The 17,379-nt window shown below is 61.4% G+C and carries 16 protein-coding genes; 13 read left to right on the forward strand and 3 right to left on the reverse strand.

Going from position 1 to position 17,379, the window contains the following annotated elements:
• The first annotated feature begins 70 nt into the window (after positions 1-70).
• From ligD to O1W68_RS14570, 4 genes are read left to right on the forward strand one after another with little or no spacing between them, the layout of a single operon-like run.
• Complete coding sequence (gene ligD, locus O1W68_RS14555; RefSeq protein WP_269304657.1) at positions 71-1,027, forward strand: non-homologous end-joining DNA ligase; 957 nt, start codon at positions 71-73, stop codon at positions 1,025-1,027.
• 46 nt (positions 1,028-1,073) lie between these two features.
• Positions 1,074-1,949, forward strand: coding sequence for an asparaginase (locus O1W68_RS14560; RefSeq protein ID WP_442972372.1), 876 nt, complete (start codon positions 1,074-1,076; stop codon positions 1,947-1,949).
• An 18-nt stretch (positions 1,950-1,967) separates the two neighbouring features.
• Positions 1,968-2,693, forward strand: coding sequence for a molybdopterin-dependent oxidoreductase (locus O1W68_RS14565; RefSeq protein WP_269304658.1), 726 nt, complete (start codon positions 1,968-1,970; stop codon positions 2,691-2,693).
• Complete coding sequence (locus O1W68_RS14570) at positions 2,677-3,336, forward strand: cytochrome b/b6 domain-containing protein (RefSeq protein ID WP_269304660.1); 660 nt, start codon at positions 2,677-2,679, stop codon at positions 3,334-3,336. Before O1W68_RS14565 ends, O1W68_RS14570 begins: the two co-directional genes overlap by 17 nt.
• Here the strand turns inward: O1W68_RS14570 and O1W68_RS14575 are convergent.
• Positions 3,296-4,081 (reverse strand): MOSC domain-containing protein, encoded by a 786-nt coding sequence (locus tag O1W68_RS14575; RefSeq protein WP_269304661.1) that lies wholly within the window; start codon positions 4,079-4,081, stop codon positions 3,296-3,298. The genes O1W68_RS14570 and O1W68_RS14575 overlap by 41 nt on opposite strands.
• Positions 4,082-4,113: 32 nt before the next feature.
• Between O1W68_RS14575 and O1W68_RS14580 the strand changes: the two genes are divergently transcribed.
• On the forward strand, positions 4,114-4,686 hold the full coding sequence (locus O1W68_RS14580) for an isochorismatase family protein (protein ID WP_269304663.1): 573 nt from the start codon (positions 4,114-4,116) through the stop codon (positions 4,684-4,686).
• A 10-nt stretch (positions 4,687-4,696) separates the two neighbouring features.
• Here the strand turns inward: O1W68_RS14580 and O1W68_RS14585 are convergent, their stop codons facing one another.
• Both O1W68_RS14585 and O1W68_RS14590 read right to left on the reverse strand, forming a co-directional pair.
• On the reverse strand, positions 4,697-5,299 hold the full coding sequence (locus O1W68_RS14585; protein WP_269304664.1) for a hypothetical protein: 603 nt from the start codon (positions 5,297-5,299) through the stop codon (positions 4,697-4,699).
• 102 nt (positions 5,300-5,401) lie between these two features.
• Complete coding sequence (locus O1W68_RS14590; protein ID WP_269304666.1) at positions 5,402-6,343, reverse strand: ABC transporter substrate-binding protein; 942 nt, start codon at positions 6,341-6,343, stop codon at positions 5,402-5,404.
• Positions 6,344-6,474: 131 nt separating this feature from the next.
• On the opposite strand from O1W68_RS14590, the gene O1W68_RS14595 reads away from it, so the two are divergent.
• From O1W68_RS14595 to narI, 8 genes are all read left to right on the forward strand, one after another.
• Positions 6,475-7,284 carry a siderophore-interacting protein gene (locus O1W68_RS14595; RefSeq protein WP_269304668.1) on the forward strand — a complete coding sequence of 270 codons (810 nt, stop codon included), beginning with the start codon at positions 6,475-6,477 and terminating at the stop codon, positions 7,282-7,284.
• A gap of 220 nt (positions 7,285-7,504) precedes the next feature.
• Entirely contained in the window at positions 7,505-8,902 is a 1,398-nt protein-coding gene (locus O1W68_RS14600) for a glucose-6-phosphate dehydrogenase (protein WP_269304669.1), read from the forward strand.
• 65 nt (positions 8,903-8,967) lie between these two features.
• Complete coding sequence (locus O1W68_RS14605) at positions 8,968-9,252, forward strand: putative quinol monooxygenase (protein ID WP_269304671.1); 285 nt, start codon at positions 8,968-8,970, stop codon at positions 9,250-9,252.
• A gap of 245 nt (positions 9,253-9,497) precedes the next feature.
• On the forward strand, positions 9,498-10,556 hold the full coding sequence (locus tag O1W68_RS14610; protein WP_269304673.1) for a tellurite resistance/C4-dicarboxylate transporter family protein: 1,059 nt from the start codon (positions 9,498-9,500) through the stop codon (positions 10,554-10,556).
• 49 nt (positions 10,557-10,605) lie between these two features.
• Positions 10,606-14,310: a nitrate reductase subunit alpha gene (locus O1W68_RS14615; protein WP_269304675.1), complete on the forward strand. Its 3,705-nt coding sequence runs from the start codon at positions 10,606-10,608 to the stop codon at positions 14,308-14,310.
• On the forward strand, positions 14,310-15,965 hold the full coding sequence (narH, locus tag O1W68_RS14620) for a nitrate reductase subunit beta (RefSeq protein ID WP_269304677.1): 1,656 nt from the start codon (positions 14,310-14,312) through the stop codon (positions 15,963-15,965). Before O1W68_RS14615 ends, narH begins: the two co-directional genes overlap by 1 nt.
• Positions 15,962-16,618 carry a nitrate reductase molybdenum cofactor assembly chaperone gene (gene narJ, locus O1W68_RS14625; protein ID WP_269304679.1) on the forward strand — a complete coding sequence of 219 codons (657 nt, stop codon included), beginning with the start codon at positions 15,962-15,964 and terminating at the stop codon, positions 16,616-16,618. Before narH ends, narJ begins: the two co-directional genes overlap by 4 nt.
• A complete protein-coding gene (gene narI / locus O1W68_RS14630) occupies positions 16,615-17,361 on the forward strand; it encodes a respiratory nitrate reductase subunit gamma (RefSeq protein WP_269304681.1) in 747 nt (248 codons plus the stop codon). Before narJ ends, narI begins: the two co-directional genes overlap by 4 nt.
• Positions 17,362-17,379 lie beyond the last annotated feature (18 nt).

Consider the following 17,379-nt stretch of genomic DNA (forward strand, 5'->3'; position numbering starts at 1 on the left):
GGAGTCGGGCTTTTTCGTGTGCGCGGAGAAACTGCAGCGATGCGGCCGAGCGGCACCTAGGCTTTCGAGCATGGCCCGCGCAGCATCACCGTCGATCGAACTCGAAGTGGGCGAGCGCACGGTGCGCATCTCGAACCCCGATCGGGTGTACTTTCCCGAGAGCGGGGCGACCAAGATCGACTTGGTGAACTATTACCTGAGCGTCGGCGACGGGATCGTCCGCGCGCTGCGGGAACGTCCCTGCATGATGCACAGATTTCCGTCCGGTCTCTCCGGCGACAAAGTTCACCAGAAGCGTGTGCCGAACGGAGCACCACCCTGGATCGAAACGGTGCAGGTGAAGTTTCCGCGCTACAACCGGACGGCCGACGAACTGTGCGTAACGGAATTGGCTCATGTGGCCTGGGCCGTGCAGATGTCGACGGTCGAGTTTCATCCATGGAACAGCCGTCGGGCCGACGTCGAGAAGCCCGACGAATGGCGCATCGACCTCGACCCGATGCCGGACTGCCCGTTCGATCGAGTTCGACGCGTGGCAGGCGTCGTGCGCGAGGTTTTGGAAGACCTCGGAGCCGTCGGCTGGCCGAAAACCTCTGGTGGACATGGCCTTCACATCTACGTACGGATTCAGCCGGACTGGGGTTTCAAGGATGTGCGAAGGGCCGCATTGGCTTTCGCGCGTGAAGTGGAGCGTCGGGCACCTGACGAGGTTACGACCACCTGGTGGCGCAAGGACCGTGACCCGAAGAAACTTTTCGTCGATTACAACCAGAATGCCCGCGACCACACGATCGCGAGTGCTTACTCGGTCCGAGGAAACCCCGAAGCAACTGTCTCGACACCGATTTCCTGGGACGAGGTGGTCGATGTCGATCCACACGCATTCACGATGTTCACCGTCCCGGCTAGGTTCGCCGAACTGGGCGACCTGCACGAGGGTATCGACGACGCCGTGTTCTCCATCGACCCGCTCTTGGAATGGGCCGAACGCGACGAGCGGCAGGGATTGAAGGAACCGGAGGAATAGCCCGGAATCGACCCAAGATTCACACGCCTTCAGTCGAACGAGAGGTATGACTTCTGTGTCTCACATCGCCCTGCTGACCACTGGCGGAACCATTGCCAGTAGCCGTGACGAGAACGGCATCAGCCGTCCGGGCAGTGATCCGCTCGGGTTCCCCTTGGCCGCCGACGTCGAGGTTCGTGAGGTCATGTCCAAGGACAGCTCGGCGTTCGACTTCGCCGACATGGACGCCGTTGCCGACGCTGTCGCGAATGCGCTGACCGATCCGGACTGCGTCGGCGCCGTGGTTCTGCACGGTACGGACACCATGGAGGAGACGGCACTTCTCGTAGACCTGTTCCACGATGATCCGAGGCCGGTGGTGTTCACCGGTGCGCAGCGGACATCGGATCACAGAGAGCCCGATGGGCCCTACAACGTCACGGCAGCGATCGAAGCAGTGCGGAACCCGAGTAGTCGGGGAAGGGGAGTCCTCGTTTCCTTCGGTGGCAGAACGTTGCCTGCGCGCGGCTTGATGAAATGGCATACATCCGACCTGGACGCATTTTTCGGATCGGCGCAGGAACGCTCCGGCTTCGACCGTCGGAAAATTTCGGACACCAGAGTCGACATCGTTGCGCTGTACCCAGGTGTGGATGCGGTCGCCATCGATGCGTACCTCGGCGGCGGAAGTCAGGGGCTCGTGCTGCAGGCACTCGGTTCGGGGAACACGAACAGCATGGTCGTGGCGGCGGTGAAGCGTGCCACGGCCGCAGGGATCCCTGTCGTCGTTACGACGCGGGTTCCGCTCGGTTCTGTCGAACCCAGCTACGGCGGCGGTGGTGGCGGTGCGGACCTCGTCGACGCGGGCGCAGTGTTCTCACCACTGCGAGCTGGTCAGGCGCGAATTCTGCTCGCCGTGCAGATAGCGACACGCGATCGGTAATTCGTGGACAGTGGAGTGATGCGTCGCAACGAGCCCGACATTCCCGGTGCACCGGTAGGTCGACGCATCTTTCTCGGACTGGTCGTCGCCGGTGCGGCAGGAATTCTGGGCGGCGCCGCCATTCAAAATGGGATCGCGACCGTGATGGGCCCGATCGGCAACCACGATCCCACCGGACTGGTCGGCCTGATCCCGCTGGGCAACAACTTTCGATTCTATTCGGTGACCACGGGTGCACCGCGCAGGGACGAGAGCAGTTACGAATTGACCGTCGGTGGGTTGGTCGCAACGCCGCGCACTCTCGGACTACAGGATTTGCGGGCGATGCCGCAGACATCTCTGGTACGAGACTTCCAATGCGTGACCGGATGGCGTGTTCCGCAGGTTCCGTGGAGCGGCGTGCGCCTGTCGGAGATCCTCGATGCAGCCTCGCCGACTGCCGATGCGACCGCAGTACGTTTTACCTCGTTCGACGGCACGTACACAGAGAGCCTGACGCTGGAGCAAGCACGTCGCGACGACGTCATCGTCGCCCTCACCATGCTCGGCGGCCCGGTCACTCATGATCATGGCGGTCCAGTTCGGCTCTACGTTGCACCGATGTACGGCTACAAGAGTCTGAAATGGCTCGGCGGAATCGAGTTGACTTCCGATGTGGTGCCAGGTTACTGGGAGCCGCGGGGATACTCGATCGACGGCTGGGTCGGCGCGTCGAACGGACGTGACGATGACGCCACGAGCTGAACTGCTGCGCTTCCACCGAATCGAACGTTGGGTGCACTGGTCCGTCGGCGTGCTGACCCTCGTATGCATTGCGACGGCGGCGATTCTGTACAACGGTTCGTTGGCAGTCCTCGTCGGCAATCGGCACTTGGTCGAATTGGTGCACGTCTATTCAGGTTTCGGTATCCCGATACCGCTGATTCTCGGTCTTCTCTCGCGGGCCTATCGGCTGGATCTGCAGCGCCTCGACCGGTTCGTCGACGAGGACTGGAAGTGGTTGCGGTCCAAGGCTCGTCGGCTCCGGGCAGTGGGCGTCGGAAAGTTCAATGCCGGCCAGAAGCTCAACGGTGCGTTGAGTGGTGGATCGATCGCGGTACTGCTGCTCACGGGGACGGTGATGTTCTTTCCGGAGTGGAGTCCGCCGAACTGGCGGACAGGAGCGACGTTCGTACACGATTGGTTCGCTCTCGCCTTCGGGCTTCTCGTCGTAGGTCACATCTTCTACGCGTTCAAGGATTCCGAAGCGATGCGCGGTATGCGCGGCGGGTCGGTTCTGCGTGCGTGGGCCGAGAACGAGCATCCGGAATGGGCTCGTGAAGTCGAGGCAGCGGAGCGGCCCGTGACTAGTGGTCGAGACCCGGAGATTCTTCCGCGAGAACGGTGAACTCGTCGCCGACCGACACCCGCCCGACGGTGTTCACCGAGAACTTCGCGCCGAAGACGACGCCTTTGGTGGGGCCGCGGCGGTAGGTGGCGAGGGTACGCAGTGGTTCGGGGCCTGTTCGAATGCCGGTTGTTTGCTCGACGGTCGTGACGGCGCACCGGATGGCAATCTTGTCGAACGCAAGTTCGCAGGTGCCGACGGAGGCTAGGCGTACCAGGTCTTCCCGGTGCGCATCCGCCCAACCGGTGACGACGATGTTGGGCCGGAACCGACCGAACGGAATCGGTGCGTCGAGCCGGTCGTTCAGGCCGCGCATCGACGCATCGGACAGGATGTGGACTGCGGTGCTGTCTGCGAAGCTCGGGGCAGTCGAGGTGATTCCGACCAGTCGACACTCTTCGCCGAGGATCTCACCGAGCCAACGTGCGACGTCGTCGCCTTGGTCGATGCCCTGGAACGGTTCGTCGAACTTCGTGACATCTCGTAGCTGGGCATGCTGATTCACCTCGACGGCGATCGATCCGAAAGAGGCGTGCGACAGGGTGAGGACGTCGTCGACGATCGAGGGGTGGACGACGGCGAGGACAGGGTCGCTGCGTTGACTGCGGAACGATCCGTTCGCGCCCACGATCATGAACTCGCGATCGTGTTCGAGTCCCCGGAACGTCATCGACGCGGTGCGGAGAGACACACCCGCGCATCCTTTCACCGGATAGCACATCAGTTCGGTCACTGTCGCGTTCATGTAAATCTCACGTTCAGAGGATACTGGTCCTCATGACTCGTGCCTTGTTGGTAGTGGATGTACAGAACGATTTCACCGAAGGCGGCGCCCTGGGCATCGAGGGCGGCGGCGAAGTAGCGCGCAAAGTCAGTGCGTTGCTGGCGAAGAAGGGCGACGAGTACGACGTCATCGTGTCCTCGCGTGACTGGCACGACGCTGTCGGGGACAACGGCGGTCACTTCGCGACCGATGGGGCGCCCAACTTCGTCGACACCTGGCCGATGCACTGTGTCGCGGAGACAGTCGGATCGGAGTACCACGGGGAGTTCGCAACCGGATCGGTGGATGTGCACGTCTACAAGGGTCAGGGAAAGCCGTCGTACTCGGCGTTTCAAGGCATCACCGACGAGGGTGTCACGTTGCCCGAAGTGTTGCGAACCAACGAGGTGACCGACCTCGATGTCGTCGGACTGGCTACCGACTACTGCGTGCGAGCTTCGGCTCTCGACGCGATCGCGCTCGGGCTGAAGGTACGTATTCTCACCGATCTGATCGCTGGTGTCGCTCCCAAGTCTTCGGAAAAGGCGCTGGCAGAACTCGTCGCCGCGGGTGCGGTCCTGGTCTGATTCGAACGAGTCAGTCGTCGATAGTGGTGGTGATGTAAGTGACGCTCGGGGCCTGGGGTGTGGAACCGAATCCGAATCGGACCGGCGGCGTGACGCGGGTCAGTGAGCCGAGTTTCTTTCCTTCCCAAGACGCTTCGACTGCGGTGACACGGTATTGGGTGCGAGCCCCGTAATACTCGCGTCGCCCGCCGCCGGCGCTGCCGCGGGTCCGTACGCCGCGGAGCACCACTCGGGCGATGGGGTCGGTCAGAGTGCAGAACCACGGGGCGGTCGCGATGGCCGTGGGAACGAGCTTCAGCAGCACGCCGAGCGGTGTGATTCGGCCGGTGTGGATTCGCAGGTCCAATTGACCTGCCTGCACTTTCCTCGATCCGTCCGGCAGGCGCTCGAAGGTCACCGGCGTGAGAACTGTCTCGTCGAATGTGTATGTGGTCGAGACGAATTCACGCACCTCGTCATCAGGGGCCAAGAGTAGGCGGTGGCCGTTCTCGAACTCGACCATGACGTCGGCGAAGGTGCCGAGCGGGGACCGCGTCCAGTTGCCGACGACGATGCGTGTGCCCGAGGATGTGCCCATCCCGTAGATCTCGCCGTGGAATCTCGATCGTGTCACCAGATCGACTCTAACCACACCACAGGATCGGTGCGGGCAGGATGGACCGTGGCGTCTCTCCATCCCACCCGCATCAGCCATGAGTTCAGACGGAGTGGAACGTCAGGTGAGTGCTTCACTGACCTGATCGAGGATGATATTCGCACCGTTTACACCTATGCCGACCATCCACGTTTCGTCTTCGACCTCGAATGTCTTGCCACTCTGGACGGCGGAGAGCGAACCCCAGAGGCCGGTCACGGTGTTCATCGTGGTTGCCTTCGGGTCGCCGCCCGGGTTTGTGTAGAAAATGATCTCGCCGTCGATCTGGTCGTAGTACTCGGTGCTGAGCTCGAGCATCGAGTATTCGTTCCAGTCACGCTCACCCAGCTTGAAACCCACCTGCGTCAGAATCGAGCCAGAAAACGTGTTCGGCCCGTACAGGCGGAAGTTCGCGGGCCGGAACCGTGCCATTGAGACGGTTTGTCCTTCGGCTCCCACGTCCTTGCCGACAGCGACTGCGCGCGCAGCGAGCCCGGATAGGAGGTCATCCATCTCCTTGCTCTTGTTCACCGAAGCAGCCGTGACACGAGCCTGTTCCTGCCAGTCGGTGCCGGAGTTCACCGAGTAAACGGTCGGGGCAATCGCCGAAAGCTGGTTGTAGATCGTCTCGTGCCGAACCTTCGAGCCGATGATGAGGTCAGGCGCGAGAGCGGCAATGGCCTCGATGTCGGGCTCGGCAGTGGAGCCGACGCCCTTCGTAGCTTCGAGACCGTCAGCGAGATATGTCGGGAAGCCCCCTCCAGCAGCAGATTCCGTGGCTCCGACCGGGGTGAGACCAAGGGCGACGAGAGCATCGAGATGAGGCGAGTCGATGACAACGATGCGATCGGGCACACCGGGCAGGAGGGTTTCACCCATGGCCTGTTGGACTGTGAAGGCCTCGTCCGATCCAGCAGCGTCACCGGAGGAGGTGTTTCCACCGCAGGCCGTGAGTAAGAGCGCTGAAACTGTCGCGACTACACCCAAGACGACGCGGGTCGAGGATCTGTTGACTCTGAGCATTGCGCAACACTAGACCACCGTACTTAGGTTAGGCAATCTTATCTTTGTAGGCTAGCGTGGCGATGTGCCCGAAGCCTCCGCAGCCCCACGATCACCATCGGATAGCCTCGCCGCCATTACCGTTCGCTCGGATGAACCACGCCATGACGGTGCGTAATCGTCGAGCAATCTCTCGATTTCGCACCGAGACGCAGCATCCGACGATCGTCCGAATGTTGCAGGTCGCACACTGTGCCCTCATTTCTCACCGGCTGGTCCGGCTGGTGTTGGCAGGTCCTCAGCTGGGTGCGTTCGCCGACGCAGAAGACCGACATCCGGCGGTAACGAGCACCGGATTCGACGACGTTGTAATCCTGTTCTTTCCGCAACCTGGAAGCGAGCGGATAACCGTACCCAAGACGTCCGGCGACGGAGGCTTTGCGCGTCCGCTCGATCCGAACGTGATCTTCCGGGAATACACCGTGCGACACCTGGACGAAGCCGGACTCGTTGTCGATGTCGTCCTCCACGACTCGGGAATCGCGAGCGACTGGGCGCGACAAGCAGAGTCGGGCATGTCGATCGGCGTAGTGGGGCCGAGAGTCAGTCGCGCGTTGCCACGTTTACCGAAGATTCTCGCGATCGGGGACGCGACTGCCCTGCCATCACTGTCGCGACTTTCCGAATCTCTCGGAGACGATGTGGAGGGCGACGTAATTATCGTCGACGGCGGGCCGGACCTCGAGATGCCACTGTCCGCGCCAACCCGGCTCAATATTGTCCGAGCGCGCAACGCTGCCGCTGCGCACAGCTTGCTTGCAGGCATGGATCTGGATCCAGACCGAACCTACGCCTGGCTCGCCGGCGAGTCCGGACTTGTGACATCACTTCGCTCGCACCTTCTGAGCGCGCGCGATTTCGCGAAGGACCACGTCCAGTGCACCGGATATTGGCGAATCTGACATGCGCGCAATGACACGGTCGTTCTTCCTCGACCTGGCGTGCAGAAGTATTCGTCGAGACCAGGTCACTCTAGACTTCTGACGCAGTATGCTCACCCGCCACGGGTGCTGATCGCCGACAAGCTCGCCTCGTGCCGGGTCGCACACCGCACTGTCGGCTCGGTCCAGAGGTTAGCGGCTTCGACCACACCACACGATCGGTGCGGGCATGATGGAATCCATGGCGTCTCTGCAACCTACGATATTCGTCCTGTTCGGTGCGACCGGTGACCTCGCGAAGCGCATGGTCCTGCCCTCGTTCTATCAACTCCACGTCGAGGGACTGCTGCCGGAGGAGTGGCTGCTCATCGGCAACGGTCGTCACGACACCTCCGACGACGAGTTCCGCGACCACGTCCACGGTGCGTTGAAGGAATACGGCTCCGAACTCGGCAGCAAGGACTGGGACGGGTTCGCCAAACGGGTCCGATTCGCAGGTAACGGATTCACCGTCGAAGACCCGGGTGCGCTACCGGAGGTGGTGGCGTCGGCCAAAGAAGAGATGGGCGAGGACGCGCAGTTGGTGCACTACATTGCACTGCCGCCGAGCACGTTTCAGGATTACACCAAGGCCCTTGGTGCGCACGATCTCGCCGATGGTGCACGGGTGGTGTACGAGAAGCCGTTCGGCACGTCTCAGCACGCTTTCGAGGAACTCGACAAGGTCGTGCACGAGGTTCTCGACGAAAAGCAGGTCTACCGAATCGACCATTTTCTCGGCAAGGAGGCGACCCAGAACCTGCACGTCCTGCGGTTCGCGAACGGAATGATCGACGGCATCTGGAACGCCGAACACGTGGCTCAGGTGCAGATCGACGTCCCCGAGACACTGAACATCGATGACCGAGCCGAATTTTACGACAGCACCGGGGCCGTGCTCGACATGTTGGTGACTCACCTCTTTCAGGTCGCTGCCGAGATCGCGATGGAGCCACCTGCGTCGTTGGCTGCCGACGATCTGCAATCCGCACGGGAAACGGTCATCGGGTGCTTCCGGCCGATCGACACGGCCGAGGTCGTACTCGGTCAGTACGACGGCTATCGCGACGTCGAGGGGGTGGCCGACGACTCGACTGTGGACACGTTCGTCGCCGCCAAGCTGTGGGTCGACACCGATCGATGGCGCGGCGTGCCGTTCTTGCTTCGAACCGGAAAGATGTTGGGGGTCAGTGCTCAGCGCGTGTCGCTGGTGTTCCGGAAGCCGGAGAACAGCCCGCTGACCGATCTCCCGGACGACGGGGCAGTGCTGTCCTTCGACTTGTCCGGCAGCGGCTCGATCGACATGGCGATGACGGTGAAGGAGCCGGGACCGGACTTCGATCTGTCCACCGGGCATCTGTCTCTGCCTCTGCCGTCCGTTCCCAACGCCGACCCGCTGTCGCCGTACTCACGTCTGATTCTCGACGTGCTCAACGGTGATCGTTCGTTGTTCACCCGACCCGACGGGCTCGCGCACGTCTGGGAGGTGGCGGCACCGCTGTTGAACGATCCACCCGAGGTGAAGCCATACGCGGACGGGTCGATGGGTCCTGAGGGATCTGCGGATCTCGCGGCGCCGTGCGGGTGGTTGGTGCACTGACGCAGTAGGGGGCGTAGCGGGTTCGCCGGGCGATGAGTTTTGCTCCGCGTCGAGGTCTCAGGCTCATGATCATTGTTGCTGGGTATCTGACGGTGGATCCGAACGAACGAGATCGGTATCTGCAGAGTTGTGTCGAGGTGGTTCGGCTCGCACGAGAGTCCGAAGGATGCGAGGACTTCGCGATCGGTGCGGACCTGCTCGACGCACGGAGGGTCAACGTCTACGAGCGATGGACCAGTGAAGCGCAGCTGCATGCCTTCCGTCGATCCGGTCCTGATTCTGAACAGCAGGACGCGATCGTCGATGCCGACGTTCGTGACTTCGACGCATCCGAGCGGGCTAGCGGTTGACAAAACTTTGCTTCAGATGTGTAGTCCTGCATGGTCGGTCGGCATAGCACACCGAATGTGGGTGTATCCGGCGTAGCGTGCACGGTGCAACGCCAGCGAACTGGCTGGCATGTCATAGGTGAGGGTTCCGAATGACACAGCGAGCACGTCTTCGACGTGGCGAGGCGATCGCCACGTCACTCCGCCCGCGTGCGGAGAGCCTGTGTAGCTCGTGGCGTCATAGACCGGCGAATCGGTAACACGTCGTGACGGTGAGGAGTGGCGGCGGGAGGACTGTAACCGCCGTTCGAGGCGCTGTCTCGACTCTCAACCCGGGTTATTTCGCGTTGGTCATGGCCACCGGAATCATCTCCGTCGCGATGAAGAACAACGACCAGCCGCTCATCTCTGCGGCCCTGTTCGTGATCGGAGTTCTTGCCTGGGTCGTCCTGGTGGTGCTGACTTGCTGGCGGTTGCTGCGCTTCGGGCCACTGCTGCGCGCGGATTTCACCGACCCGCGGCGCGGATTCGGATTCTTCACCTTCGTCGCCGCCACCGACGTCCTGGGCACCCGCTTCGCGGCCGGGGGAGCGCACACCGTGGCTCTGGGGATCCTGGCCCTCGGGGCGCTGAGTTGGTTCGTGCTCGGATACGTGGTGCCCTCGACGGCGATACTGAATCCGTCGAGTCGCCCGGCTCTCGCGGGCGCGAACGGCACCTGGTTCATCTGGGTGGTCGCCTGCCAATCCGTTGCCGTGCTCGCTGCTGCCCTCGAGCCAGTGGTCACAACCGGCAGGGACGAACTCGCACTGATGGCCGTGTTCTCCTGGTCTGTCGGCGCTTTCCTCTATGCGGGCGTAGCGATTCTGGTCGCGGCGAGGCTGCTGCTCTATCCCTTGAACCCGGTCGACCTCACCCCCGTCTACTGGGTTGCGATGGGCGCAACCGCGATCACCGTCCTCGCAGGCGCCCGCATCGTGCAAATGGCCGATGCCCCGATGGTCGACGCCACCCGCGGCCTAATCGGTGGCACTGCGGTGATGTTCTGGTCCTTCGGAACTTGGCTCATCCCAGTTTTGTTCGCCGCGGCGTGGTGGCGGCATGTCAAGAATCGAGTTCCGCTGGTCTACGACGCGACTCTGTGGAGCATCATCTTCCCACTCGGGATGTACGGCGTCGCCTCGCACTACCTGGGTCAGGCGGATGACTTACCCATGATGGAAGTTATCGGCGACGTCGTGTCCTGGGTTGCGTTGGGTGCGTGGACGATCGTCTTCGTGGCGATGATCTGGCATCTCGTCGACCGATTGGTGGTTCACCCCTGACGATTTCGGCTCATCTTGCGTAGCTACTCCAATCTCGGGAGGACTTTTTATGAGTGCCACCATGAACAGTGGATTGACAGATGCTTTGATCAAGACTCGTCGATTCTTTCGGAGCAACCAGCCTGTGTCTGCCGATGGGCGGACGCTGCTCGCGATCGGCGGACGTTCGGGCGATTCCTTCTACCGGGATCGTTGGAGTCACGACAAAGTTGTCCGGTCGACCCACGGGGTGAATTGCACCGGATCGTGCTCCTGGAACGTCTACGTCAAGGACGGCATCATCACGTGGGAGACCCAGGCCGTCGACTATCCCACTGCCGGGCCGGACAAGCCCGAATACGAGCCGCGCGGGTGTCCTCGCGGTGCCTCCTTCTCCTGGTACACCTACTCGCCGACGCGAACCCGGTACCCCTACATTCGTGGGGTACTGCTCGAGATGTACCGGGAAGCGAAGTCCCGGTTGGAGGATCCAGTACTTGCCTGGGCCGACGTGACCGAGGATCCTGAGCGCGCCGCACGCTACAAGCGCGCACGAGGCAAGGGTGGCTTGGTGCGTGCCACCTGGGACGAGGCAATCGAGATAGTGGCGGCGGCGCACGTGCATACGATCCGAAAATGGGGTCCCGACCGTGTCGCCGGGTTTTCTCCCATTCCCGCGATGTCGATGGTCTCGCACGCTTCCGGTGCCCGCTTCGTGAACCTCATCGGGGGATCGATGCTGAGCTTCTACGACTGGTACGCGGACATGCCGGTCGCTTCCCCGCAGATGTTCGGGGATCAAACGGACGTCCCCGAATCCGGGGACTGGTGGGATTCGAGCTACCTGATCATCTGGGGTACCAATGTGCCGGTCACCCGGACACCGGACGCGCACTGGATGATCGAAGCCCGCTACCGCGGACAGAAAGTCATCGTCGTCTCACCGGACTTCGCCGACAGCACCAAGTTCGCCGACGAGTGGCTCCCTGCCGAGCCTGGTACCGATGGCGCTCTGGCGATGGCCATGGGTCACGTGATCCTCAAGGAGTTCTACGTCGACCGGCAGACTCCCTATTTCACCGGTTACGTCAAGAAATTCACGGATCTGCCGTTTCTCGTCACTCTCGACGAAACACACGATCCGGACGGCGAGGTCACCTACACCGCCGGAAAGTTCTTGACCGCATCGGACCTCACCGACGAGATAGCGAGTGAGCAGGAGAACTCCGAGTTCAAAACGGTCATGGTCGACGCCAGGACCAACCAACTCGTCGTGCCTCCTGGCACGCTGGGCCATCGCTACGGTGAAACCGGTGAGGGCAAGTGGAACCTCGATCTCGGCGACATCGATCCGACACTGTCGCTGATCGACGGTGCTGATCAGTACGTCCCGATCGATATGCCGCGCTTCGATGCCGGCCAGGGCAAGGTCGGCGTGATTCGACGCGGCGTACCAGTACGCCGCGTTGCAGGGAGGCTCGTCACCACGGTTTTCGACCTGATGCTCGCCCAGTACGGCGTCGGTAGACCCGGACTACCAGGGAGCTGGCCCAGCGGCTACGACGACGCAGAATCCCCCTACACACCCGCGTGGCAGGCCGCGATCACCGGAGTCTCTGCGGACGCTGCCGAACGGATCGGCCGCGAGTTCGCCCAGAATGCCGAGGACTCCAAGGGCCGATCGATGATTCTGATGGGTGCGGGCACCAATCATTGGTTCCATTCCGACACCATCTATCGGACCTTTCTGACGATGACGACGATCACGGGATGCCAGGGCGTGAACGGTGGCGGCTGGGCGCATTACGTCGGCCAGGAAAAGGTCCGTCCGCTGACCGGGTACAACCAGTTGGCCAATGCCCTGGACTGGGTACGACCGCCTCGAAACATGGTGCAGACCGCCTACTGGTATCTGCATACCGACCAGTTCCGCTACGACCAGTTCGGTGCCGACACGCTGACGGCGCAGACCGGCAAAGGCCAACTGGCAGGCAAGACAACTGCCGACGTGATCGCACAGTCCGCGCGTCTGGGCTGGATGCCGTCCTACCCCACGTTCGATCGAAATCCCTTGGTGATCGGAGCGCAGGCCAAGCAGAAGGGGCAGTCGGCCAAGGACTATGTCGTCGAGGAGCTGAAGGCCGGACGGCTGAAGTTCGCAGCCGAGGATCCTGATGCGCCGGAGAACTTTCCGCGGGTTCTGTCGTTGTGGCGGTCGAACCTGTTCGGTTCCTCGGCCAAAGGAAACGAGTACTTTCTCAATCACCTCCTCGGCACGTCACACACCGTCAGCGCCCAGGAGACTGCGCAGCGCTTCCGACCGCAGGACGTTCGCTGGCACGATGAGGCACCCATCGGCAAGCTCGATCTTCTGACGACCCTCGATTTCCGGATGACGAGTTCGACGCTTTTGTCGGACATCGTGCTGCCGGCCGCCACCTGGTACGAAAAACACGACCTGTCGACGACGGATATGCATCCGTTCGTCAACTCGTTCAATCCCGCAATTTCGCCACCATGGCAGTCACGTACGGATTGGGATGCGTGGCAACAGATTTCTCAGGTATTCAGCAAGCTAGCGGTGAATCACCTCGGAACGCAGACCGATGTGGTTGCTGCACCCCTGACCCACGACACGCCTGATGCGATGGCAGCACCACACGGCAGGGTTCGGGACTGGAAGTATGGAGAATGCGAACCGGAGCCCGGCGTCACGATGCCCAAGATTATCGAAGTCGAGCGGGACTACACGGCGATCGGTGACAAGATGCGCGCCGTCGGGCCGTTGCTGGACACCCTGGGCGCGACCACCAAGGGAGTCACCTTCGATCTGAGCCGAGAAATCGCTGATCTCAAAGAAAAGAACGGTGTCGTGCGCGGTGGTCCGGCCGACGGCCGTCCCGATATTCTCCGTGACATCCAGGCCTGCGAGATGATCCTGGCCCTGTCCGGCACCACCAATGGAAGGCTCGCCACTCAGGGCTTCAAGACACTCGAAAAGCGTACCGGCAGAATGCTGCACGACCTGGCCTCCGAAAACGAGGGCAAGCGCATCACGTTCTCCGATACCCAACACGGCCCGGTTCCGGTGATCACCTCACCCGAATGGTCCGGATCCGAGACCGGCGGCCGTAGATACTCGCCGTTCACGATCAATGTCGAACGGGAAAAGCCGTGGCACACGCTGACCGGTCGTCAGCACTTCTACCTCGATCACGACTGGATGACCGAGTTGGGAGAAGGGCTGCCCACCTTCCGGCCACCGCTGAACATGACCGCGCTCTTCGACGAACCGGAGATCGGAGCAACTCCTGATCACGGGGTCTCGGTTCGCTACTTGACGCCGCACAACAAGTGGTCGATTCACTCCGAATATCAAGACAATTTGCTCATGCTCTCGCTGTTCCGCGGCGGGCCTGGAATCTGGATGAGCCCGCAAGATGCGGAGAAGATCGGTGTGCGAGACAACGAGTGGATCGAAGCCGTCAACCGCAACGGCGTGGTCGACGCACGTGCCATCATCTCGCATCGGATGCCCGAAGGCACTGTCTTCATGTATCACTCGCAGGACCGCCTCATCGACACACCGATTTCCGAGACGACCGGCCAGCGCGGCGGCAATCACAACTCGCTCACCAGGCTCATGATCAAACCCACGCACATGATCGGCGGATACGCCCAACAGACATACGCCTTCAACTACATGGGACCTACCGGCAATCAACGCGACGAAGTCACCGTGATCCGCCGTCGTAATCAGGAGGTGAAGTACTGATGCGAGTAATGGCTCAGATGGCGATGGTCATGAATCTGGACAAGTGCATCGGGTGCCACACGTGCTCGGTCACGTGCAAGCAGGTGTGGACCAATCGTTCCGGCGCAGAACACGTCTGGTTCAACAATGTGGAGACGCGGCCCGGTCAAGGATATCCGCGGACCTACGAAGATCAGGAGAAGTGGAAAGGTGGCTGGACGCTCGACAAGCGTGGCCGGCTGAAGTTCAAGGCGGGCGGTCGCCTGAAGAACCTCGCCACCATCTTCGCCAACCCCAACCTGCCCGGCATCAACGACTATTACGAGCCGTGGACCTACGACTACGAGAACCTCACCACCGCTCCGGCTCAGGACCATATGCCTGTGGCAAGACCGAAATCCTTGCTCACCGGCGAGAATACGAAAGTCACCTGGTCCTCGAACTGGGACGACGACCTTGCCGGGTCGGTCGAGCACGGGCACAACGATCCGATACTGGAGAAGATCGGCAACAAGATCAAATTCGAGTACGAGCAGGCATTCATGTTCTACCTGCCACGTATTTGTGAACACTGCCTGAATCCGTCCTGTGTGGCGTCGTGTCCCACCGGGGCGATATACAAGCGAGTAGAGGACGGCATCGTCCTCGTCGATCAGGATCGCTGCCGTGGCTGGCGGCAATGCGTCAGTGGCTGCCCGTACAAGAAGATGTACTTCAACCACAAGACCGGCAAAGTCGAAAAGTGTACGTTCTGTTATCCACGTATCGAGATCGGTCAGCCCACAATCTGTTCCGAAACGTGTGTGGGACGGCTGCGGTACCTCGGACTGATGTTGTACGACGCCGACCGGGTACTCGACGCGGCCTCGGTGACGGATGAACACGATTTGTTGCAAGCTCAACGCAACGTCTTTCTCGATCCGAACGATCCGGAAGTTGTTCGGCAGGCGCAGCGTGCCGACATCCCGGACGACTGGATCGAAAGTGCGCAACGGTCACCTATCTGGGCGTTGATCAACGAATACGAGGTCGCACTTCCGTTGCATCCGGAATTTCGAACGATGCCGATGGTCTGGTACATACCCCCGTTGTCTCCCGTTGTGGACGCAGTCCGCGAGACCGGTGAAGACGCCGAACGCAAGGGAAACCTGTTCGCTGCCATCGACTCACTGCGGATCCCTATCGAGTATCTCGCCGGGTTGTTCACGGCAGGGGATACCGCTCCGGTGGACAAGGTGCTCCGCAAGCTTGCCGCGATGCGTTCGTTCATGCGCGATATCAATATGGGTTGGGAGGTAGACGAATCCATCCCGGAGTCCGTCGGAATGACCGGGCAAGAAATGATGGACATGTACCGTCTGCTCGCCATCGCAAAGTACGACGAGCGCTACGTCGTACCGGCGGCCCACTACGAAGACGCCCACAAACTCGAGAACATCGCCACCGAGTGTTCCCTCGACGTCGAGGGTGGGCCCGGGATGGGCGGGATGGACGGTTCTTTCGGTGGAGACCTCGGCATGGGTGCCGATCCAGGCGTCGGTACACCGACCGGGCCGGGACGCCCGGCGGGTGTGCGGATCAACCTGATGGATTGGAATGGACTGGGCACCCCCGATGGGCTTTTCCCCGAGGCTGCCGGGTCATCCGACTCGGCCGATACGGAGCACCGGTCATGACCCCACGTGTCCCCAAGCTCAGATACTCGACCGACGAACTCACCCGCACGTGGCAGTCCGCCTCGATGCTGATGGACTACCCGGACGCGCACTTGATGTCTAATCTCGACCTCCTCGGCCGAGTCGCTGCCACCCTGCCCGCGAAACTCGGTAAGGGACTGCAGGAAACGATCGATCACCTCCGCACTCGGCCGCTACCTGAGTCCGAAGCCGGTTACGTCGACACCTTCGACAATCGCAGGCGCGGCTGCCTGTTCTTGACCTACTTCTCGAACGGAGAGACTCGAAAACGTGGGCTCGCGTTGCTGCGTATCAAGCAGGTGTACACCAAGGCGGGGCTGATGCTCGCCGATGATCAACTACCTGATCATCTCTGTGTCGTATTGGAATTCGCCGCTACGACCGATCAGCGCGCCGGCCTGAAGATGATATTGGACAACCGCGCCGGCCTCGAGTTGCTCCGCCTGCATCTACGCGACATCGACTCGCCGTGGAGCGGGGCGATGGAAGCAGTATGCGCCACGCTGCCCCCGCTCAAAGGAAAGGATCACGAAGCTGTCGAGCGTTTGATCGCCGAAGGTCCGGAAGACGAGCAGGTGGGTCTCGATCCCTATGGTTCGCCCGATTTGTTACCGATGCCTGGAGGTGCATGATGGACAATGTCCGGGATGTGTTCCTGTGGTTGATCTTCCCTTACGTCTGCCTGACCATTTTTGTTCTCGGCCACATCTGGCGCTATCGCTACGACAAATTCGGCTGGACTTCCAGATCGAGTCAGATGTACGAAAGCCGCATTCTGCGCTGGGCGAATCCGATGTTCCATTTCGGCATTCTGGCCGTATTCCTCGGACATGTGATGGGCCTCGGAATTCCCGAAAGCTGGACCGAGGCCGTCGGAATCTCGGAGAACGTCTACCACTTCATGGCGGTCACGGTGGGCATCGTGGCCGGTGTCTTCACCCTCGTCGGCTTGGCAGGTCTGCTCTATCGTCGCCGCTTCACCAAGGCCGTTATGGGGGCGACGACCAGGATGGACAAGCTGATGTATCTCATGCTCACCCTGGTGATACTGGGAGGCCTGGTCAACACCGGGACCGGCGTCGTCGGGGACTACAACTACCGCGAAGGTGTGTCCGTCTGGTTCCGTGGCATCTTCTTCTTCGACCCGCAGCCCGAATTGATGGCGCATGCCCCGTTCAGTTTCCAATTCCATGCGCTCGCCGCCATCAGTCTTTTCGCGGTATGGCCTTTCACCCGGTTGGTGCACGTATTCACCGCCCCGTTGGGATACATCTTTCGGCCGTACATCATCTACCGCAGCCGCGATGCGCACGAAGGTTCCCGTGAACGCCGTCGTGGCTGGGACAAGGTCGACACCATTCCTCGACGTAGATAAGCGAACCCGTAGATAAGC

The sequence above is a fragment of the Rhodococcus sp. H36-A4 genome (assembly GCF_027158005.1).
In the GTDB taxonomy this organism is placed as follows: Bacteria; Actinomycetota; Actinomycetes; order Mycobacteriales; family Mycobacteriaceae; genus Rhodococcoides.

Bases quoted from the DNA above. Each gene is read 5' to 3' on its own strand.
- O1W68_RS14605 (WP_269304671.1), top strand. From the start codon at position 8,968: ATGATCATTGTTGCTGGGTATCTGACGGTGGATCCGAACGAACGAGAT.
- O1W68_RS14570 (WP_269304660.1), top strand. From the start codon at position 2,677: ATGACGCCACGAGCTGAACTGCTGCGCTTCCACCGAATCGAACGTTGG.
- ligD (WP_269304657.1), top strand. From the start codon at position 71: ATGGCCCGCGCAGCATCACCGTCGATCGAACTCGAAGTGGGCGAGCGC.
- O1W68_RS14565 (WP_269304658.1), top strand. From the start codon at position 1,968: ATGCGTCGCAACGAGCCCGACATTCCCGGTGCACCGGTAGGTCGACGC.
- O1W68_RS14595 (WP_269304668.1), top strand. From the start codon at position 6,475: ATGAACCACGCCATGACGGTGCGTAATCGTCGAGCAATCTCTCGATTT.
- O1W68_RS14615 (WP_269304675.1), top strand. From the start codon at position 10,606: ATGAGTGCCACCATGAACAGTGGATTGACAGATGCTTTGATCAAGACT.
- narH (WP_269304677.1), top strand. From the start codon at position 14,310: ATGCGAGTAATGGCTCAGATGGCGATGGTCATGAATCTGGACAAGTGC.
- O1W68_RS14590 (WP_269304666.1), bottom strand. From the start codon at position 6,343: ATGCTCAGAGTCAACAGATCCTCGACCCGCGTCGTCTTGGGTGTAGTC.
- O1W68_RS14560 (WP_442972372.1), top strand. From the start codon at position 1,074: ATGACTTCTGTGTCTCACATCGCCCTGCTGACCACTGGCGGAACCATT.
- O1W68_RS14600 (WP_269304669.1), top strand. From the start codon at position 7,505: ATGGCGTCTCTGCAACCTACGATATTCGTCCTGTTCGGTGCGACCGGT.
- narI (WP_269304681.1), top strand. From the start codon at position 16,615: ATGATGGACAATGTCCGGGATGTGTTCCTGTGGTTGATCTTCCCTTAC.
- narJ (WP_269304679.1), top strand. From the start codon at position 15,962: ATGACCCCACGTGTCCCCAAGCTCAGATACTCGACCGACGAACTCACC.
- O1W68_RS14580 (WP_269304663.1), top strand. From the start codon at position 4,114: ATGACTCGTGCCTTGTTGGTAGTGGATGTACAGAACGATTTCACCGAA.
- O1W68_RS14575 (WP_269304661.1), bottom strand. From the start codon at position 4,081: ATGAACGCGACAGTGACCGAACTGATGTGCTATCCGGTGAAAGGATGC.